The 19,194-nt window shown below is 71.1% G+C and carries 15 protein-coding genes; 4 read left to right on the top strand and 11 right to left on the bottom strand.

Annotation, left to right across the window (positions count from 1 at the left end):
- Nucleotides 1–12: 12 nt before the first annotated feature.
- The 3 genes from ABZ893_RS03810 to ABZ893_RS03800 all read right to left on the bottom strand — a co-directional run bounded on the left by ABZ893_RS03810 (nt 13) and on the right by ABZ893_RS03800 (nt 4,429).
- Nucleotides 13–1,269, bottom strand: a complete 1,257-nt coding sequence (locus ABZ893_RS03810) for an ABC transporter substrate-binding protein (RefSeq protein ID WP_361396259.1) — start codon at nt 1,267–1,269, stop codon at nt 13–15.
- 180 nt (nt 1,270–1,449) lie between these two features.
- Nucleotides 1,450–3,276, bottom strand: coding sequence for an AMP-binding protein (locus tag ABZ893_RS03805; protein WP_361396256.1), 1,827 nt, complete (start codon nt 3,274–3,276; stop codon nt 1,450–1,452).
- A gap of 283 nt (nt 3,277–3,559) precedes the next feature.
- Complete coding sequence (locus tag ABZ893_RS03800) at nt 3,560–4,429, bottom strand: LysR substrate-binding domain-containing protein (protein WP_361396253.1); 870 nt, start codon at nt 4,427–4,429, stop codon at nt 3,560–3,562.
- Between the two features lie 160 nt (nt 4,430–4,589).
- Between ABZ893_RS03800 and ABZ893_RS03795 the strand changes: the two genes are divergently transcribed.
- Nucleotides 4,590–5,648 (top strand): bile acid:sodium symporter family protein, encoded by a 1,059-nt coding sequence (locus ABZ893_RS03795; RefSeq protein ID WP_361397663.1) that lies wholly within the window; start codon nt 4,590–4,592, stop codon nt 5,646–5,648.
- Here ABZ893_RS03795 and ABZ893_RS03790 read toward each other — a convergent pair.
- From ABZ893_RS03790 to ABZ893_RS03765, 6 genes are all read right to left on the bottom strand, one after another.
- On the bottom strand, nt 5,584–6,834 hold the full coding sequence (locus ABZ893_RS03790; protein WP_361396250.1) for a DUF4185 domain-containing protein: 1,251 nt from the start codon (nt 6,832–6,834) through the stop codon (nt 5,584–5,586). The two genes, ABZ893_RS03795 and ABZ893_RS03790, sit on opposite strands and share 65 nt — an antisense overlap.
- Nucleotides 6,835–7,008: 174 nt before the next feature.
- Complete coding sequence (fdhD, locus tag ABZ893_RS03785; protein WP_361396247.1) at nt 7,009–7,857, bottom strand: formate dehydrogenase accessory sulfurtransferase FdhD; 849 nt, start codon at nt 7,855–7,857, stop codon at nt 7,009–7,011.
- Between the two features lie 32 nt (nt 7,858–7,889).
- Nucleotides 7,890–8,750 (bottom strand): 2Fe-2S iron-sulfur cluster-binding protein, encoded by an 861-nt coding sequence (locus tag ABZ893_RS03780; RefSeq protein ID WP_361396244.1) that lies wholly within the window; start codon nt 8,748–8,750, stop codon nt 7,890–7,892.
- Nucleotides 8,747–10,762, bottom strand: a complete 2,016-nt coding sequence (locus tag ABZ893_RS03775; protein ID WP_361396241.1) for an NAD(P)H-dependent oxidoreductase subunit E — start codon at nt 10,760–10,762, stop codon at nt 8,747–8,749. Before ABZ893_RS03775 ends, ABZ893_RS03780 begins: the two co-directional genes overlap by 4 nt.
- Before the next feature lie 8 nt (nt 10,763–10,770).
- Nucleotides 10,771–12,711, bottom strand: a complete 1,941-nt coding sequence (locus tag ABZ893_RS03770; RefSeq protein WP_361396239.1) for a molybdopterin-dependent oxidoreductase — start codon at nt 12,709–12,711, stop codon at nt 10,771–10,773.
- Nucleotides 12,708–13,685 (bottom strand): 2-dehydropantoate 2-reductase, encoded by a 978-nt coding sequence (locus ABZ893_RS03765; RefSeq protein ID WP_361396236.1) that lies wholly within the window; start codon nt 13,683–13,685, stop codon nt 12,708–12,710. The genes ABZ893_RS03770 and ABZ893_RS03765 overlap by 4 nt, the downstream gene beginning before the upstream one ends.
- Nucleotides 13,686–13,992: 307 nt before the next feature.
- Here ABZ893_RS03765 and ABZ893_RS03760 point away from each other — a divergent pair, with 307 nt between their 5' ends.
- Both ABZ893_RS03760 and ABZ893_RS03755 read left to right on the top strand, forming a co-directional pair.
- Nucleotides 13,993–14,940, top strand: a complete 948-nt coding sequence (locus tag ABZ893_RS03760; protein WP_361396233.1) for a beta-ketoacyl-ACP synthase III — start codon at nt 13,993–13,995, stop codon at nt 14,938–14,940.
- A gap of 131 nt (nt 14,941–15,071) precedes the next feature.
- Nucleotides 15,072–15,749 (top strand): GntR family transcriptional regulator, encoded by a 678-nt coding sequence (locus ABZ893_RS03755; RefSeq protein WP_361396230.1) that lies wholly within the window; start codon nt 15,072–15,074, stop codon nt 15,747–15,749.
- Between the two features lie 69 nt (nt 15,750–15,818).
- Here the strand turns inward: ABZ893_RS03755 and ABZ893_RS03750 are convergent, their stop codons facing one another.
- Nucleotides 15,819–16,382, bottom strand: coding sequence for a hypothetical protein (locus ABZ893_RS03750; protein ID WP_361396228.1), 564 nt, complete (start codon nt 16,380–16,382; stop codon nt 15,819–15,821).
- A 163-nt stretch (nt 16,383–16,545) separates the two neighbouring features.
- On the bottom strand, nt 16,546–17,697 hold the full coding sequence (locus tag ABZ893_RS03745; RefSeq protein WP_361396225.1) for a helix-turn-helix domain-containing protein: 1,152 nt from the start codon (nt 17,695–17,697) through the stop codon (nt 16,546–16,548).
- Nucleotides 17,698–17,895: 198 nt separating this feature from the next.
- Between ABZ893_RS03745 and ABZ893_RS03740 the strand changes: the two genes are divergently transcribed.
- Nucleotides 17,896–19,077 (top strand): ROK family transcriptional regulator, encoded by a 1,182-nt coding sequence (locus ABZ893_RS03740; RefSeq protein ID WP_361396221.1) that lies wholly within the window; start codon nt 17,896–17,898, stop codon nt 19,075–19,077.
- Nucleotides 19,078–19,194: the final 117 nt, after the last annotated feature.

Raw genomic sequence — 19,194 nt, 5'->3', positions numbered from 1 at the left:
TCGGGGCGCCCCCTACTTGAACGGGATCGGCTCGTAGCACTTGAAGGGCGCCGAGACGTGGTACGCCCCGTTCTTGAGCTGCACGAGGGCGCCGCAGCCGAACGCCTGCTTCTGCCCTGTGGGCTCGGCCCGGTCGCCGACCATGGTGCCGGTGTCGGAGTACCCGTCCGCGGCCTTCTGGAAGGAGTCGACGGTCAGATCCCGGCCGGCCTGCTTCGCGATGCCGATGAAGAGGTCGGCGGACATGTAGCCGGTCATCATGTGCATGTTGAGCGGGATGTCCTTGCCGCCCGAGGCCTTCTTGATGTCGGCCTTGAACTGGTCCATCGCCGCGTTCTTCGTCTCGAACGGCTCGAAGGTCAGCAGGATGTGCACCCCGTCGAGCGCCTCCCGCGTCGCGCTCTTGGCGAGCAGCCCGGGGTCGTAGTCGGTCGGGTCGGTGAGCACGCCCTTGTACCCGGTCCGCTTGACGGCGGTGAACAGGCCGATGTTGTACGGCGTCTGCATCACGGAGACGACCATGTCGGGCGCCTTGCCGCCGTTGCTGCGGAGGATCTCCTTGGTGTACGCCGACCAGTCGCTCGGCACCGACGTCGCGGGGACGGAGGGCTTGGCGTAGGTGACCTTGTAGCCGGCGGACGCGAAGCTCTGCTTGTAGGTGCGGATGGCGAAGACGCCCGCGTCGCTGTCGTTGGCGAGGATGGCGACGGTCTTGCCCTTGGAGCCGTGGGTGACTTCCTTGAGTCCCTCGGGCCACTGCTGCGAGATGGTGCCGCCGGGCATCGGGACGAGGCAGCCGGTCATGCCGTACATGTAGCTGGGTCCGCAGAAGGACGGGATCGTGCCCCAGCCGAAGGTCGGGACCTTCTGCTTCTGCAGGAAGTCGGAGCCCGAGAAGGTGGTCGAGCTCATCGGCGCGATGGCGAACACCTTGTCCTGCTGGACGAGTTTGCGGGCCGCGGCGAGGTTCTTGGCCGGATCCTGTCCGTCGTCCTCGGCGCCCAGGTAGTCGATCTTTCTGCCGTTGATCCCGCCCTCGGCGTTGGCGCGGTCGAATCTCGCCTTCGCGCCGAGGTCGGTGTCCTTCTTGCTGTAGCCGCTGGCGGTCGTCATGGAGACGATGCCGCCGACCTTGATGCTCTTGTCGGTCACTCCGCGTGCCGAACTCCCCTTGCTGTCGGGGGAGTTGCCGGTGGCGGCGGAGTTGCATCCGGTGGCGAGCAGGAGTGCCGCCACGGTGGCGGTGATGGCGCGGATCGGTCGCGACACGGTGGACCCCCTCCGTCGAGTGAGGGTGATTCTGTGTGCGACCTGATGAACCGTCAATAACTGACGCGTCAGTAATTGATGAACCGTCAGAAACCATCAGCTGCCTGGTCACGGCCGTACACCGGGGTTACCGCCGGAAACCCCGGGCGGCGTGGACCGGGCCCGGCCGAGCTCTCCGCATCAGCCCCGGTACAGCGCCTCGACCTCTTCCGCGTACGCCTGCTCGATCGCCTTGCGCTTCAGCTTCAGGGACGGCGTGAGCAGCCCGTGCTCCTCGGTGAACTGGTACGCCAGTATCCGGAAGGTGCGGATCGACTCGGCCTGCGAGACCAGTGTGTTGGCCGCCACGACGGCGCGGCGGACCTCCGTCTCCAGGTCCGGGTCGTGGACCAGCTGGGCCGGCTTGAGCGGCGGCTTGCCGCGCATCGTCAGCCAGTGCTCGACGGCCTCGGAGTCCAGCGTGACCAGCGCGGCGACGTACGGCCGGTCGTTGCCCACGACGATGCACTGCGCCACCAGCGGGTGGTCGCGCACCCGCTCCTCCAGCTGCTGCGGCGAGACGCTCTTGCCGCCGGAGGTCACGAGGATCTCCTTCTTGCGGCCGGTGATCGTCAGATAGCCGTCCGTGTCGAGCGCGCCGAGGTCACCGGTGGCGAGCCAGCCGTCGTGCAGGGTGGCGTCGGTGGCCTTCGGGTCGTTCAGGTAGCCCTGGAACACGTTCGGACCGTAGAGCCAGACCTCGCCGTCGTCGGCGATGTGGACCGTCGTGCCGGGGATGGCCCGGCCGACCGTGCCGTACCGGGTCTGCTCCGGCGGGTTCGCGGCCGCCGCGGCCGTGGACTCCGTGAGGCCGTAGCCCTCGTAGATCGTGACGCCGGCGCCCGCGAAGAACAGGCCGAGACGGCGGTCCATGCCCGAGCCGCCCGACATCGCGTGCCGCACCCGGCCGCCCATCGCTTCGCGGACCTTGGAGAAGACGAGCTTGTCGAAGACGCTGTGCTGCACGCGCAGCGACGCCGACGGCCCGGGGCCCGTGCCGAACGCCTTCGCCTCCTGCGCGTCGGCATAGCGCACCGCGCACTCCACGGCCTTGTCGAACGGGCCCGACTTGCCGTCCTTCTCGGCCTTGCGGCGGGCCGCGTTGAACACCTTCTCGAAGATGTACGGCACGGCGAGGATGAACGTCGGGCGGAACGCCTGGAGGTCGGGCAGCAGGGCCGCCGCGTTGAGCTGCGGCTGGTGGCCCAGCAGGACGCCGCCGCGGATGGCGGCGATCTGCACCATGCGGCCGAAGACGTGCGCCAGGGGCAGGAACAGCAGCGTCTTGGCCACTTCGCCGCGCTTGGAATGGAACACCGGCTCCCAGCGGCCGACCATCGTGTCCGCCTCGAACATGAAGTTCGCGTGGTTGATGACGCAGCCCTTGGGGCGGCCCGTGGTGCCCGAGGTGTAGATGATCGTGGCGACGGAGTCGGGGGTGACGGCGCGCCGGTGGCGGTGCACCACCTCGTCGTCGATGTGCGTGCCCGACTCGGTGATCTCCCGCACCGGGTCCGCGTCCAGTTGCCACATCAGGCGGAGCGTGGGCAGCCGGCCGATGACCGTGGCCATCGTCATCGCGTGGTCCTCGTGCTCCACGAGGATCGCCGACACCTGCGCGTCGTGCAGGGTCCAGAAGACCTGCTCGGCGGAGGCAGTCGGGTAGATCGGCACGACCTGGGCACCGATCGTCCACAGCGCGAAGTCGAACAGGGTCCACTCGTAGCGGGTCCTGGACATGATCGCGACGCGGTCGCCGAACCGGACGCCCTGCGCGAGCAGCCCCTTGGCGAGCCCGAGCACCTCGTCACGGAAATCGGCCGCGGTCACGTCGCGCCAGCGGCCTTCGTCGTCCTTACGCCCGAGCGCTACGCGCGTCGGGTCCTCAAGGGCGTGGTCGAACACGACGTCGGCAAGGCCGCCGACCGGCGGCGCCGACGCCAGAGGGGGAGAGGTGAACTCGCGCAATGTTGCTCCTCGTGGCGCTCCGCACAGCGCCGGTGACGGTACCCCACCCAGAGCCTTGGCGGGAGGGCCGAAAACACCCGGAGCGTGCGGGATATGCACAGGTCAGCAGGTGAAATAGGGCCACAAGGGGAGCTGCGGGACAGAATTGCTACGGTTCAGTAAGTTTCGGTGGCGTAATCTCCACGGAATCTGTACTGAAGGGTTACTGGCGGTACCTTGCGTGCGTTTTGGGCGGAGCAGTCGGTTCCGATTCCTCCACGGATGTGCTCACGGATGTGCGTGGTCAACGACTGCGATGCAGCCGGTCGCCCCCGTCGAGGATCGCCTGCGCAAGGGCCTCGGCCGCCTCGCCCCGCGCACTGTCGCGCCGCTGCCCGTGCAGCACCACGAAGTCGACCCCGCCCAGCTCCGGCAGCCCCGCCCGCTCCGGCACGCGGACCAGGCCCGGCGGGATCAGGCCCCGCGAGTGCGCCATCACGCCGAGCCCCGCGCGGGCCGCCGCGATCAGACCGTTGAGGCTGCCGCTCGTGCAGGCCACGCGCCAGGCCCGGCCGTGCCGTTCAAGGGCCTCGAACGCCAGGGCCCGCGTGATGCCGGGCGGCGGGTACACGATGAGCGGCACCGGACGGTCCGGGTCCAGGCGCAGCCGCTCCGAGCCGATCCACACGAGCCGGTCGTGCCACACGGACTCGCCCCGCGGGTCCTCCGGCCGCCGCTTCGCGAGCACCAGATCGAGCTTGCCCGCGTCCAGCTGCTCGTGCAGCGTCCCCGACAGCTCGACCGTCAGCTCCAGGTCCACCTCGGGGTGGTCGCGGCGGAACGTCTCCAGGATCTCGGTCAGCCGGGTCAGGACGAAGTCCTCCGACGCCCCGAACCGCAGCCGGCCGCGCAGCCGCGTCCCCGTGAAGAACGCGGACGCCTGCTCGTGCACCTCCAGGATCCGGCGCGCGAAACCGAGCATCGCCTCGCCGTCCTCCGTGAGCTCCACGGTGTGCGTGTCGCGCGTGAACAGGGTCCGGCCCGTGGCGTCCTCCAGGCGCCGCACATGCTGGCTCACCGTGGACTGGCGCAGGCCGAGACGGCGGGCGGCCTGCGTGAAGCTCAGCGTCTGGGCCACCGCGAGGAACGTACGGAGCTGCGTGGGGTCGTACATGCCCGCGACCCTACTCCTGCCCATCGCGGAACGTGATGACAGTAAGTTCGGTATGCAGGATTCCCGATCGCGGGGTTCCGGAGGACGATGGAGAGGGCACGACCGAAACCGACAGCTAAGGATCATCGAACCCGTGAAACGCCTGACTTGGCCCGCCTGGATGCCGGTCGACCCCTACATCCTGGCGCTCATCGGGACGGTGGGCCTAGCGGCGCTCCTGCCCGCCCGTGGTGGAGCGGCCGACGTCGCGTCCGGCGCCTCGACCGCCGCCGTCGCCTTCCTCTTCTTCCTCTACGGGGCGCGTCTGTCGACCCGGGAAGCGCTCGACGGGCTCAAGCACTGGCGGCTCCACGTGACCGTCCTGGTCGCGACGTTCGTGGCCTTCCCGCTGCTCGGCCTCGCGGCCCGCGGCCTCGTCCCGGTGTTCCTCACGCCGAACCTCTACAACGGGCTGCTCTTCCTCACGCTCGTCCCGTCGACGATCCAGTCGTCGATCGCCTTCACCTCGATGGCCCGCGGCAACGTGCCCGCGGCGATCTGCGCGGGCTCCTTCTCCTCGCTCGCCGGCATCGTCCTCACCCCGCTGCTCGCGGCGGGGCTGCTCGGCAACAGCGGCGGCGGCTTCTCCGCCGACGCCCTCGTCAAGATCGTGCTGCAGCTGCTCGCGCCGTTCCTCGCCGGGCAGGTCCTGCGCCGCTGGGTCGGCTCCTTCATCGCGAAGCACAAGAAGGTCCTGAGCTACGTCGACCGCGGCTCGATCCTCCTCGTCGTCTACACGGCGTTCAGCGAGGGCGTCGTCCAGGGCATCTGGCACCAGGTCAGCGCGGTGCGTCTCGCCGGGCTCCTCGTCGTCGAGGCGGTGCTGCTCGCCGTGATGCTGGCGGCCACGTGGTTCGGCGCGAAGGCGCTCGGCTTCGGGCGCGACGACGCCGTCGCGATCCAGTTCGCCGGGTCGAAGAAGTCCCTGGCCTCCGGCCTTCCCATGGCGACCGTCCTGTTCGGCGCGCAGGCCTCCCTCGCCGTGCTGCCCCTGATGCTGTTCCACCAGATGCAGCTGATGGTGTGCGCGGTGATCGCCAAGCGCCGGGCGCTCGACCCGCTGGAGACGCTGGAGCCAGTGGAGACGCTGGAGCCCTTGGAGGCGCTGGAGCCGCTCAGCGCAGGCGGGCCAGTCGAAGCTCCACGAACCGCGGCCGGTACAGCGACACGTTCCGGCTGACCTGCGCGTGCGCGGTGCCGGGTGACGCGTCGAGCCAGTTCACGTCGTAACTGAGCAGCAGCCGCCCGGCCCCGCCACTGAGCGCGGGGTGCGCCTGCGGGTTGTACGCGGCGGTGCCCGGCGGGTCCGCCGCGTCGCGCGGCATCGGCGCCTTGAAGGCCTTCGCCGGTCCGTGCCAGGGCCCGGTCGGCGCGCACGCCCAGTACGACGTGACCCGGGTCAGTCCCGCGGTCCCGGCGGCCATCGTGATCAGGACGTACGTACCGCCGTCGCGGACCACCGTGAACGCGCTGCCGACGCCCCGGCGGCCGCCGTCACCGAGGACCGGCCGGGGCTTGCCCTCGGGCGTCCAGTCCGAGCCGTCCCAGTAGCGCCAGGCCCCCGGCTCGCCGAGCCGGCCGCTCGGTGCCCGCGCCACATAGGCGTGGCGGGCGGCCCCCTGGCCGTCGTCCCCGCCGAACACGTACGTCCACCCGTCCCGGTCGACCGCCGTCGTGCCGAACAGGATCCGCTGCGCCGGGTCCGGCACCGAGCGCTGGTCGAGGACCGTGACGACGCTCTCGACGCGCAGGTCCGGCAGCGAGAGCGTGGCGACCTCGGTGGCGACGGGCACGCCGTAGATCCACGGGCCCGTCCCCGCCGCACGCGTCCAGAGCAGGACGCGGACGACCTGCTCGGCGGAGCCGGGGGAGCGGGGTTCGACACGGGCCGCGACCGGCCAGCGCCATTCCTGCGGCGCCGGGTCCGGGAACAGCGGCGCGGGCAGCGTGGCCTCCAGCGCGCCCGAACGGCCCATCACCACACCCGAGTTACGCACCATCGGCGTCGACATGTCGCGCCACTTGTACGGCTGGCCCCACAGATTGGGCGGCGCGTGCACCTGTCCGAGATACGTGTCGGAGAACAGCCACAGCACCCGCCCGTCCGGGAGCCGCACCGAGTGCGTGCCGTCGCCGCCCGTCCAGTCGTCACCGCGTGACGCGTCGTCTCCGTACCGGGCGAACGCGCCCGTGAGACCGGGGTCCGCCGACCAGGACGCGACCGCGCGGGGCACGCAGGGGCCGATGCCCTCCCGGCCGTGGTCCGAGAAGGCGGTCAGCAGGGCGGCGGCGCACACCAGGGCGAGCAGCAGGCCGAGACCCGCCCGCACGTTCCTACGGTGCGACGCCTCCTGGGCCGAAGGCATCCTGGGACGGTAGTGGCAGCTGAGCAACCAGTCCATGGGGACCAAAGGGACCGTGGCCGGTTTACGACCCGTCGCGGTGCCGGGCGGAGAGGTGCGGGCTGAGAGGGGTCCCGCCCGGCGCAGGGGGCGCTCCCCGCCGGGTCGGGACCCCCTCGCGTGCCGCGGGGGAGACCGTCAGCCCTGGCCGGCCGTCGCCGGCAGGGCGATCCGGTGTTCTCCCGCGTACACGTTCATGTCGGGCCCGCGCAGGAAGCCGACCAGGGTGAGGCCGGTCTCGGCGGCCAGGTCGACCGCGAGCGACGACGGCGCGGACACGGCCGCCAGGACCGGGATGCCCGCCATCACCGCCTTCTGCGCGAGCTCGAAGGAGGCGCGGCCCGAGACGAGCAGGACCGCGCGGGACAACGGCAGTTGACCGCTCTGCAGGGCGCGCCCGACGAGCTTGTCCACCGCGTTGTGCCGGCCCACGTCCTCCCGGATGTCGAGGAGTTCCCCCGACTCCGAGAAGAGCGCGGCGGCATGCAGGCCCCCGGTCCGGTCGAAGACCCGCTGGGCCTCGCGGAGCCGGTCGGGGAGGCCGGCCAGGAGCGGGGTGCCGATCCTGACCGGGGGAGTGTCGGCGATCGGGAACCGGGTCGTCGTTCGGACGGCGTCCAGGCTCGCCTTGCCGCACAGGCCGCACGACGACGTGGTGTACACGTTGCGTTCGAGGGTGATGTCGGGCATCACCACACCGGGCGCGGTACGCACGTCCACGACGTTGTACGTATTGCTGCCGTCCTCTGTCGCCCCCGCGCAGTACACGATGTTCCGCAGCTCGTCCCGTGCGCCGAGGACGCCCTCGCTGACCAGGAAACCGGCCGCGAGCGCGAAGTCGTCGCCGGGCGTGCGCATCGTGATGGCGAGGGGTTTGCCGTTCAGCCGGATCTCCAGGGGCTCCTCGGCGACGAGCGTGTCGGGCCTGCTGGAGACCCGCTCGCCCCTGACGCGGAGCACCCTGCGCCGTTCCGTGACGCGTCCCATGTGTACCGATCACCCAGCCCTGGTCCGCTCCGTCAGTCCCGGTTCTGCACGTGCTGGTAGCCGAAGCGCCCCTTGATGCACAGGTTGCCGTGGGTCACCGGGTTGTCGTGCGGCGAGGTGACCTTCACGATCTCGTTGTCCTGCACATGGAGCGTCAGATTGCAGCCGACTCCGCAGTACGCGCACACGGTCGTCGTCTGCGTCTGCTCCGCCTCGTTCCACGTACCGGCCGCCCGCATGTCGAACTCCGACTTGAAGGACAGCGCGCCCGTCGGGCACACCTCGACGCAGTTCCCGCAGTACACACATGCCGAGTCCGTCAGCGGGGCGTCGTGCTCGACGGCGATCCGGGCGTCGAAGCCGCGGCCCGCGACCGAGATGGCGAACGAGTTCTGCCACTGGTCACCGCACGCGTCGACGCACTTGTAGCAGAGGATGCACTTGTCGTAGTCCCGCACATAGAGGTCGTTGTCGACGCGCGGTTCCTCGTCCAGGCGCGCCGCGTCCGGGCCGAACCGGTCGGGCTTCGCCTCGTACTCCTTGATCCACTCGGCGGCGCGCGGCGTCGTCGACAGGTTCACGGAGGAGGCGAGCAGTTCGAGGACGACCTTGCGGCTGTGCCGGGCCCGCTCCGTGTCCGTGCGGACCTGCATCCCGGCCTCGGCCTTGCGCGAGCAGGCGGGGGCGAGCGTGCGCGCGCCCTCGACCTCGACGACACACACCCGGCACGCGTTCTTCGGCCTGAGCGTGTCGCCCTCGCACAGCGTCGGGATGTCCTTGCCCGCGGCCCGGCACGCGTCCAGGATCGTCGCCCCCTCGGGCACCCGCGCCTCCTGCCCGTCCAGCGTGAACTCGACGAGACGGCGCGGCACTCCCAGCGGTATGGCGGTCATTCGTACGCCCCCAGGCGGTCGATGGCGGATTCCACTGCGTTCCACGCGGTCTGCCCGAGACCGCAGATCGAGGCGTCCCGCATGGCCCGCCCCACCTCCCTGAGCAGCGCGATGTCACCGGCGGCCGCCGCGCCCGTCCGGTCGGCGATCCGGTGCAGCGCCTCCTCCTGCCGCTTCGTGCCGACCCGGCACGGCACGCACTGCCCGCACGACTCGTCACGGAAGAACTCGGCGATACGCAACAGGACTTGGGGCAACGGCACCGTGTCGTCCAGAGCGAGCACGACACCCGAACCGAGCGTCGCACCGGCCGCGCGCGTCCCCTCGAACGTGAGCGGGATGTCCATCTCGTCGGCCCGCACGAACCCGCCGGCCGCACCGCCCAGCAGCACCGCCCGCAGGCTGTCCGGCTTGCCCGCGAGGTCGAGCAGTTCGCCGAGCGTCGCGCCGAACGGCAGCTCGTAGATCCCGGGCCGCTCGACGCTCCCGGACACACAGAACAGCTTCGGCCCGGTCGACTTCTCCGTACCGATCGCCGCGTACGCCTGGGCGCCCATCGTCAGGATCGGCAGGACGTTCACGAGCGTCTCTACGTTGTTCTCCGCCGTCGGCTTGCCGAACAGGCCCTTCTCGACCGGGAACGGGGGCTTGGAACGCGGCTCGCCCCGGTAGCCCTCGATCGAGTTGAACAGCGCGGTCTCCTCACCGCAGATGTACGCGCCCGCGCCCCGCCGGATCTCGATGTCGAACGCGTAGCCCTGCCCGAGCACGTCGTCCCCGAGCATTCCGCGCGCCCGCGCCTGCGTGATCGCGTTGCTCAACAGGCCGAGCGCGCGCGGGTATTCACCCCGCAGATACAGGTACGCCTTGTGTGCGCCGACCGCGTAACCGGCGATCGTCATGGCCTCGATGAGCGAGTACGGGTCGCCCTCCATCAGGACCCGGTCCTTGAAGGTGCCGGGCTCCGACTCGTCGGCGTTGCACACCAGGTAGTGCGGGTGGTCCGGCTGCGAGGCGGTGGCCTGCCACTTGACGCCGGTGGGGAAGGCCGCGCCACCGCGTCCGACGAGGCCGGCGTCGGTGACCTCGCGGATGACTCCGGCGGGCCCGAGCTGGAACGCCCGGCGCAGGGCGGTGTATCCGCCGTGGGACCGGTAGTCGTCGAGGGAGGAAGGGTCCACGACGCCGACGCGGCGCAGCAGGGTGAGGCCGGGCTGCCCCGCCTGAGGAACGGCGACGGAGGCGGCCGGTTCGGGGTCGGCGGCCTCGGGCGCGGTGGCGGCGAGGACGGCGGAGTCGGGGGTGGCGGGAGCGACGACGGCGGTGGCGTGCGTCTTCTCGGCCTCTCCGGCGTGTTTGTGCTTGTCAGCCCCTCCGGCGTCACCTTCAGCGAATCCGGCGTTTTCGTCAGCTCCTCCGGCGCTACTTCCAGCCCCTCCGGAGGTATTTTCAGCCCCTCCGGCGTTTGAGGAGCGGGGGTCCGGGGGCTGGCCCCCGAGGCCCGCCGCAGGCGAACCCGCCCGCACCACAAGCGCGGCAGGAGCCCGCTCACAAAGCCCAAGACAAGGACTCCGCTCGACGGAAACCCCACTACCAAGCCCCAGCCGCCCCTCCACCCCCGCACACAACTCAGCGGAGCCGGCCGCCGCGCACGCGATGTCCGTGCACACGTGAAGCACCGTCGCCGGCCGCGGCTTCACCGAGAACATCGAATAGAACGTCGCCACCCCGTACGCCTCCGCGGGCGGCACCGTAAGGCGTCTGCACAGATAGTCGAGGGCACCCTCGCTGATCCAGCCGACGCGGTCGTTCACCGCGTGCAGCCCCGGCAACAGCAGGTCCCGCCGCTCCCGCGCCGCACGCCCGCCGCGTGCCCAGCGCAGATCCTCCTCCGAGCGGACGGCGGAGTCGCCGAACGGCGCCTCCCACGCCGACTCGGGCGGCCCGAGCAGCGCGTCCACCGCCTCCCGTTCCTCGTCGGTGGGCTTGCTGTCACCGAAGTGCAGATCCATGTCCTGCCTCAGCTCCTCACGGCCGCGACGGGCAGCTTCTCGATGCGGATCGCCGACGCCTTGAACTCCGCCGTGCCCGCGATCGGGCAGTTCGCCTCGATCGTCAGCGCGTTGGTGTCCACCTCGTCGGGAAAGTGCATGGTCATGAACGCGAGGCCGGGCCGAAGGGCCGGGTCGACCCACACGGGCGCCACGACCGTCCCGCGCCGCGACGACACCCGCACCCGCTCCCCGACCACGACCCCGTACCGCTCCGCGTCCTCCGGACACAGCTCGACGAACTCACCGCGCCGCAATGGGGAGAGGAAACCCCCGCTCTGCACACCGGTGTTGTACGAGTCGAGCCGGCGGCCCGTCGTCAGGCGGATGGGGAACGCCTCGTCGGTCAGGTCGACCGGCGGATCGTGCTGCACGAGCCCGAACGGCGCGGGCCGCCCGCGCAGCTCCGGATCCGGCTCCCACAGCCTCCCGTGCAGGAAGCTCGACGGCAGCACCTCCAGATCCGGGCACGGCCACTGGAGCCCCTGATGCTCCTCCAGACGGTCGTACGTCATGCCGAAGTGGTCCGGCGACAGCGCGCGCAGCTCGTTCCACACGGCCTCGGAGTCCGCGAACTTCCAGTCGTGGCCGAGGCGTGCGGCGATCTCGCAGATGATGTCGATGTCCTCGCGGGCCTCGCCGGGCGGGGTGAGCGCGGCACGTACGCGCTGCACCCGCCGTTCGCTGTTGGTCGTCGTGCCCTCCGTCTCCGCCCACGCGGCGGTCGCGGGCAGCACGACGTCCGCCATCTCGGCCGTCTTCGTCAGGAAGATGTCCTGGACGACGAGGTGGTCGAGGGCCGCGAGACGGCGTATCGCCTGCTCGCTGTCGGCCTCGGACTGGGCGGGGTTCTCGCCGATGCAGTACACGGCGTGCAGGTCGCCGTGCTCCATCGCCTCGAACATGTCGGTGAGCGTCATCCCGTAGCGCGGCTGGATCTCGGCGCCCCAGGCCCGCTCGAACTTCAGGCGGAGCGCGCCGTCGAGGATGTCCTGGAAACCGGGCAGCCGGTTGGGGATGGCGCCCATGTCGCCGCCGCCCTGCACGTTGTTCTGCCCGCGCAGGGGCTGCACGCCGGATCCGTAGCGGCCGACGTGCCCGGTGAGCAGGGACAGGTTGATCAACGCCCGTACGTTGTCCGTGCCGTTGTGGTGTTCCGTGATGCCGAGGGTCCAGCACAGCTGGGCGCGCTCGGCGGTGGCGTAGGCGTGCGCCAGGTCGCGGATCGCGGCGGCGGGGACGCCCGTGACCTTCTCGGCGAGCGAGAGGGTCCAGGGCTCGACAAGGGCGGCGTACTCGTCGAAGCCGGACGTGGCCCGTTCGATGAACGCCTTGTTGTGCAGGCCCGCGTGGATGATCTCGCGGCCCACGGCGTGGGCGAGCGGGATGTCCGTGCCGACGTTCAGGCCGAGCCAGCTCTCCGCCCACTCGGCGGTGGACGTGCGGCGCGGGTCGACCGCGTACATGCGCGCCCCGTTCCTGATCCCCTTCAGGACGTGCTGGAAGAAGATCGGGTGGGCGAAGCGGGCGTTGGACCCCCACATCAGGATGAGGTCGGTGTGCTCGACCTCCCCGAACGACGAGGTGCCGCCGCCCGAGCCGAACGCGGCCGAGAGTCCGGCGACGCTCGGGGCGTGACAGGTCCGGTTGCACGAGTCGACGTTGTTCGTGCCCATCACGACGCGCGTGAACTTCTGCGCCACGTAGTTCATCTCGTTCGTGGCGCGGGCGCAGGACAGCATCGCGAACGCGTCCGGGCCGTGCGCCTCGCGGGTGCGGCGGAACCCGTCCGCCGCCCGCGCGAGCGCCTCGTCCCAGGTGGCCTGCCGGAACGGCTCGTCCCGGGAGTCCCGGACCAGGGGATGCGTGAGGCGGGTGTACGTCTTCGGGGTGCGGTCCCGTTTTTTCATGCAGCGCTCCTCATCCGGTCGGCGAGCAGATCCGAGATGGCGTGCACGGTGCGCAGCGTCGGCACCGGTACGCCGGTGATCTCCGCCAGTTCGACGACGGCCGCGAGCAGCACGTCGAGTTCGAGCGGCTTGCCGCGCTCCAGGTCCTGGAGTGTGGAGGTGCGGTGGTCGCCGACGCGTTCGGCGCCGGCGAGGCGCTTCTCCACGGAGATGTCCGGCTTGCAGCCCAGGGCCTCGGCGACAGCGAGCGTCTCGGTCATCATGATCTCGATGACGCGGCGGGTGCCGCCGTGCGTGCACATCTGCCGCATCGTCGCGCGGGAGAGCGCGCTGATCGGGTTGAACGAGATGTTGCCGAGCAGCTTGATCCAGATGTCGCTGCGCAGGTCGGGCTCCACCGGGCACTTGAGTCCGCCGGCCACCATCGCCTCGCTGAACGCGAGGCACCGGTCGGACACCGAACGGTCGGGCTCCCCGATGGAGAACCTGGTCCCTTCGAGATGGCGGACGATCCCCGGGCCCTCGAGCTCCGTCGCCGCGTAGACGACGCAGCCGATGGCCCGCTCGGGCGCGAGCACCGCACTGACCGCGCCGCCGGGGTCCACACTCTCGATGCGCTGCCCGTCGTGCGGGCCGCCGTGCCGGTGGAAGTACCACCAGGGGATGCCGTTCTGGGCCGCGATCACGGCCGTCTTCCCGTGCAGAAGGGGCTCGATGAGCGGCCCGCACGCCGCGTACGAGTTGGCCTTCAGGCCGAGGAAGACGTAGTCGACCGGGCCGACCTCCGTGGGGTCGTCGGTCGCGTGGACGCGTGCGGTGAAGTCACCGCGGGGGCTGAGCACTTGGACGCCCTGCTGCCTCATGGCCGCGAGGTGCGGTCCACGGGCTATGAGATGCACGTCGGCACCGGCGCGGTTGAGCGCGGCTCCGACGTAGGCGCCGATCGCACCGGCACCGAGGACTGCGACTTTCACGATTCCGAGCTCCGTTCGGTCGAGGGCTCCTGCTCTCACGGAGGAGAGTGCGGAGGACCGTCGGACTGTCGATGGAATATTGTCTACAGTATGGAAGTTGGGCCGACAAGAGGTGGCGCAGCGCCTACCGGCGGGTCGCCGTCCGCGGACTTCCGCCCGGGCGTCGGCGACAGCCCCGGGAGGGCGGGGGTGATGTGGGGCACCTCCAACAGGCGCGCCCCAATCCTGTCGCTTTACGTGCCCTCGTACCCGTGAGTCGCTGACCAGACTGGTGGATCCGCATCTCGAACACCGAGGGGTACCACCCATGACAGGTTCGCGCATCGCCGCTGTTGGCCACTATCAGCCCGCCAAGATCCTCACCAACGAGGACCTGGAGGCCATGGTGGACACCGACGACGAGTGGATCCGCAGCCGCGTGGGCATCCGCACGCGTCATGTCGCCGGGCCCGACGAGCCGGTCGACGAGCTGGCCGCGCACGCCGGAGCCAAGGCCCTCGCCGCCGCCGGACTGACCGCGGGAGACATCGACCTCGTCGTCGTCGCCACCTCGACCGCCGTCGACCGCTCGCCCAACATGGCCGCCCGTGTGTCGCGCCGCCTCGGTGTGCCCTCGCCCGCGGCGCTCGACATCAACGTCGTGTGCGCGGGCTTCACGCACGCGCTCGCCACCGCCGACCACGCCGTCCGCGCGGGCGCCAGCGGGCGAGCCCTGGTGATCGGCGCCGACAAGATGTCCGCCGTCACCGACTGGAGCGACCGCACCACCTGCGTCCTCGTCGGCGACGGCGCGGGCGCCGTCGTGATCGAGGCCTGCGCACCCGACGAGGAGCCCGGCATCGGACCGGTCCTGTGGGGCTCGGTGCCGGAGATGGGGCACGCCGTGCGCATCGAGGGTGAGCCGGCGCGCTTCGCGCAGGAGGGCCAGAGCGTCTACCGCTGGGCGACGCAGCAGCTCCCGCCGCTGGCCCGCGCCGCCTGCGAGCGGGCCGGGTACACGCCCGAGGATCTGGCGGGTGTCGTCCTGCACCAGGCGAACCTCCGGATCATCGAACCCCTCGCCGGGAAGATCGGCGCGGTGAACGCGGTCGTCGCGCGGGACGTCGTCGACTCGGGCAACACGTCGGCCGCGAGCATCCCGCTCGCCTTCTCCAAGCTCGTCGAGCGCGGCGAGATCCGCAGCGGCCAGCCCGTCCTGCTCTTCGGCTTCGGCGGCAACCTGTCCTACGCGGGCCAGGTCGTCAAGTGCCCGTGAGCTGGTCCGACCTCGTCGCGCAGACGGATGTGACGCGTCCGACGCGCTCTCACTCTGGCCATTGTGCTCGGTAGACTGTAGACGAAAACCAATTCATAATGGCTTCTCCGTTGCCCAGGAGGGGGACCGCGATGTTGTCCACAGGACTGCCGCAGGGGGCGGTACCCAAGCTCGAACGCCCCGGCCCACTGCGCGAACGTGTCTACGAGGCCCTGCTCGAACTCATCACGACGCGTGCCCTCCAGCCCGGCCAGCACCTGGTCGAGAGCGAACTCGCCGGGCACCTCGGGGTGTCCCGCCAGCCCGTGCGCGAGGCACTTCAGCGGCTGAACACGGAGGGCTGGGTCGACCTGCGTCCCGCGCAGGGAGCCTTCGTGCACGAGCCGACGGAGGAGGAGGCGGACCAGCTCCTCACCGTCCGCACGCTCCTGGAGGCGGAGGCCGCCCGGCTCGCCGCCGCCAACACGGGCAAGACCGGCATCACCGCCCTGGAAGCGCTCTGTGCCAAGGGCGAGCAGGCGGTCACCGACGGGGACGTGGAGGCCGTCGTCGCGGCCAACGCCGCGTTCCACGCCAAGGTGATGGCGCTCGCGGGCAACGTCGTCCTCGCCGAACTCGCCGGCCAGGTCGACCGCCGCGTCCGCTGGTACTACCAGCCGGTCGCGCGCCTGCGCGGAATGCAGTCCTGGATCGAGCACCGCGACCTCATCGCGGCGATCTCCGCACGCGACGAGGCACGCGCCACCGCCGTGATGCGGGCCCACACCGAGCACACCCGCGAGACGTACCACCACCGCGACCGCGACTGACCGGCGTCACGCACAGCAACCAGGGCCCGTCGTCCGACGACGGGCCCTGGTTCGCGTTCTCGCAGGCTCCTAGGCGGACGCCTCGCGGGAGCTGTGCACGAGGTCGATGTACTGCTGCGGCAGCTCGTCGAACGACAGCTTCGTGACGCTCGCCGGGCCTGAGCTGTACGAGTCCTCGCCCACGATCAGGCCGTTCTCGTCGACCGGCCACAGCAGCAGCTGACGGCGCACGACCAGGTAGTCGGCGGACTCGTCGTCGACCGGGATGCCGAGCTGGGCCGCGTAGGAACCCGGGTAGATCTGCTTCAGGTAGCCCTCCGTGACCAGGCAGTGGTCGTCGAGCACCAGGCGGTCGATCTCGTACTCGAGGACGTTGCTCCGCGTCGCGACGAAGTCCGCGTAGTACGTGCGCACGCCGTCCGTCGTCTTCGGGCCGTGGTCGTGGCCGTCGAACCAGAAGTGGTAGTCCGGGGCCGGAGCCAGCGTCGCCATCAGCCGGTCGAGGTCCGGCACGGCCTCGGCCTTCATGTGCTCGAGGACCGCGTTGAGCACCACCCGGTGCCGCTCGTCCTTCGTGACGGACAGGCGCTCCTCGATGGGTGCCCACGTGCGCTGCGGGTCGATGACGGCCATAGAGCGGTTCCTGTTCTGGAGTAGGTGCGAGGCGCGCCGCGCGGTGATCCCTGCGGCGTGCCTCGATTGTGGAGAGCGCACCGGCCCACCGCACCAGACGGCCGTCGGACGATGCGCGGACGACGGCCGACTCGCGTCGGGTGCCCGGGAGCGCCCCCGGAGTTCACCCTGAGGTGCGCCCCGTGCGGCCGTCCGCCCCCTCGGCCGCCGCCAGCTCCGCCGAGGACAGCGCCATCCTGCGCAGCATCAGCGCCAGCGTCGCGACGAACCGGTCGATCGAGTCCCCCAGGTCCCAGTCCGTCTCCGCCTCCACGCGCGCGAGCCGGCTCGCCACCGTGCTGTGGTGGACGTGCAGTTCGGTGGCGGTCCGCCGCAGGGACCCGTAGACACAGAACGCCTCAAGCGTGTCCACGTCCTGCGCACCCGCCGCCGTCGCGGCCAGCGCGTTGATACGGGAGATGCCGCGCGCCCCGAGCAGCCGGCCCAGCGGCACGTCGGCAAGCAGGTCGAGCGGGCCGAGGCCGCCGAACGCCACCGCGCGCCGCCCGTACACCGTCGACGACGCGAACCGCAGCGCCCGCCGGGCCTGCGCCCAGGAGGTCGGCGCCGCGTACACGCTGACCCGCTCGCCGATGCCGACCCAGGGCCCGCGTCCGCTGCCGGGGCGCGGCGGCGCCGGGACCGCGTCGGCCATCGCCGTGTGCAGCGCGTCGCAGAGCCAGCGGTCTTCGACGGGCGTCTGCGTCAGGACCGCGGTGAGCCCGCCGATCGGCGCCGAGCGGACCAGGCGCCCCGGGCAGATCCACTCGATGAGTTCAAGGGCGGGGCCGACCCGGTCCGCGTACAGGGCGAGGACCCGTACGTCCTTGCCCGGGTCGAGGCCCGCGAGCTCGACGGCTCGGACGCGGTCGGTGCGGTGTTCGTCGTCGGAGAGCAGGACCTCGACGAGGGCGGGGTCGCCGAGGTGCAGGTCGGAGCGCGCGGGCGGGCGCACGCCCAGCATCCGGAGGGTGTGCTGCAACCGGTCGAGAAGTACCTGGTCCAGGGGGTGCGCGGGCCCGGTGCGTTCGAGCCACACGTCGGGGCCGGGGCCCGGAGCCTCGCCTTCGAGCGGGTCGCCCAGCGGGCCGTAACGGACGACCGTGCCGGAGGCCAGCCTGGCGCCGGCCCCGCACTCCGCGAGCGCGGCCGCGTGCCGGACGACCGTGTCCGGGTCGGCGGCCGTTTCCCCGAGTCCGTCGAAGTACGAGACGATCCGCATCATCGCCTCCGGGCCGGACCCGAGCCCGGACATCCGCAGCTCCTCGTGCTCCATCCCCGCAGCGTAGTGAGCACCCGGCGGTACGGGAACAGTGATCGTCCGGCGGCCCGCGATCCGCCTTTGTCCTGTGACTGGAGAAAGTCGCCCGTAATTCCTGCGCAACTTCTTCCCAGCCCCGGCAGCCGCTGCTACGTTCACCGTCGAAAGCAGGCCCACCGCGGCCCGAAGAGGCGGGAGGGGTACGTGAGACGCATGACGGCACGGCCCGCGAACGCGCATCAGGCACGCCTGTTGCGTCTGCTGCGTGACGGCGGGCCCAACTCCCGGGCCCAGCTGGGCGATCAGATCGACCTTTCACGGTCGAAACTGGCCGTCGAGGTGGACCGGCTCCTGGAGACGGGCCTCGTCGTGGCCGACGGACTCGCCGCCTCGCGCGGCGGGCGCCGCTCCCACAACATCCGGCTCGCCCCCGGACTCCGTTTCCTCGGTGTCGACATCGGCGCGACGTCGGTCGACGTCGCCGTCACCAACGCCGAGCTGGAGGTCCTCGGGCACATCAACCAGCCCCTGGACGTCCGCGAGGGACCGGTCGCCGTCTTCGAGCAAGTCCTCGCGATGGCGGGCAAGTTGAAGGCCTCCGGGCTCGCCGAGGGGTTCGACGGCGCCGGGATCGGTGTCCCGGGGCCCGTCCGCTTCCCCGAGGGCGTGCCGGTCGCGCCGCCGATCATGCCGGGCTGGGACGGCTTCCCCGTCCGCGAGGCCCTCAGCCAGGAACTCGGCTGCCCGGTCATGGTCGACAACGACGTGAACCTCATGGCGATGGGGGAGCAGCACGCGGGCGTCGCCCGCTCCGCGCGCGACTTCCTCTGCGTCAAGATCGGCACGGGCATAGGCTGCGGCATCGTCGTCGGCGGACAGGTCTACCGCGGCACGACGGGCAGCGCCGGCGACATCGGCCACATCCAGGTCGAACCCGACGGACGCCCGTGCGCCTGCGGCAACCGGGGCTGTCTGGAGGCCTATTTCAGCGGCGCGGCACTCGCCCGCGACGCCGAGGAGGCCGCCCGCGACGGCCGCTCCGGTGAACTCGCCGTCATCCTCGACTCGGCCGGGAAACTCACCGCCGCCGACGTGGCCGTCGCCGCCGCGGCCGGTGACGCCACCGCCCTCGACCTCATCCGCGAGGGCGGCAACCGCACCGGCCAGGTCATCGCCTCACTCGTCAGCTTCTTCAACCCGGGCCTCGTGGTGATCGGAGGCGGCGTCACCGGCCTCGGCCACACCCTGCTCGCCGCCCTGCGCACCCAGGTCTACCGCCAGTCGCTCCCTCTCGCGACCGGTAACCTCCCCATCGTCCTGGGCGAACTCGGCCCCACCGCCGGAGTGATCGGCGCGGGCCGCCTCATCAGCGACCACCTGTTCTCACCGGCGTAACACCCTGAGTCGCCCTTCGGGGGCGACCGCGTTCACCAGCACATCCGCCAACTAGAACACCAGTACGGCGCCCTGCTCCGCCCTGCCCTGAAACCGGCCCCGACCGCCGAGGGGAAC

The organism is Streptomyces sp. NPDC046821, assembly GCF_040645335.1.
GTDB lineage: Bacteria > Actinomycetota > Actinomycetes > Streptomycetales > Streptomycetaceae > Streptomyces.
The sequence above is the reverse complement of the archived record's forward strand: the minus strand, read 5'-3'. Positions and strand labels throughout refer to the sequence as shown.

What these genes read in the sequence shown, in the direction of transcription:
- ABZ893_RS03750 (WP_361396228.1), bottom strand. Translation starts at nt 16,382, where the DNA reads ATGGCCGTCATCGACCCGCAGCGCACGTGGGCACCCATCGAGGAGCGC.
- ABZ893_RS03800 (WP_361396253.1), bottom strand. Translation starts at nt 4,429, where the DNA reads ATGTACGACCCCACGCAGCTCCGTACGTTCCTCGCGGTGGCCCAGACG.
- ABZ893_RS03740 (WP_361396221.1), top strand. Translation starts at nt 17,896, where the DNA reads ATGACGGCACGGCCCGCGAACGCGCATCAGGCACGCCTGTTGCGTCTG.
- ABZ893_RS03760 (WP_361396233.1), top strand. Translation starts at nt 13,993, where the DNA reads ATGACAGGTTCGCGCATCGCCGCTGTTGGCCACTATCAGCCCGCCAAG.
- ABZ893_RS03755 (WP_361396230.1), top strand. Translation starts at nt 15,072, where the DNA reads ATGTTGTCCACAGGACTGCCGCAGGGGGCGGTACCCAAGCTCGAACGC.
- ABZ893_RS03795 (WP_361397663.1), top strand. Translation starts at nt 4,590, where the DNA reads ATGCCGGTCGACCCCTACATCCTGGCGCTCATCGGGACGGTGGGCCTA.
- ABZ893_RS03775 (WP_361396241.1), bottom strand. Translation starts at nt 10,762, where the DNA reads ATGGATCTGCACTTCGGTGACAGCAAGCCCACCGACGAGGAACGGGAG.
- ABZ893_RS03770 (WP_361396239.1), bottom strand. Translation starts at nt 12,711, where the DNA reads ATGAAAAAACGGGACCGCACCCCGAAGACGTACACCCGCCTCACGCAT.
- ABZ893_RS03790 (WP_361396250.1), bottom strand. Translation starts at nt 6,834, where the DNA reads ATGCCTTCGGCCCAGGAGGCGTCGCACCGTAGGAACGTGCGGGCGGGT.
- ABZ893_RS03745 (WP_361396225.1), bottom strand. Translation starts at nt 17,697, where the DNA reads ATGGAGCACGAGGAGCTGCGGATGTCCGGGCTCGGGTCCGGCCCGGAG.
- ABZ893_RS03780 (WP_361396244.1), bottom strand. Translation starts at nt 8,750, where the DNA reads ATGACCGCCATACCGCTGGGAGTGCCGCGCCGTCTCGTCGAGTTCACG.
- fdhD (WP_361396247.1), bottom strand. Translation starts at nt 7,857, where the DNA reads ATGGGACGCGTCACGGAACGGCGCAGGGTGCTCCGCGTCAGGGGCGAG.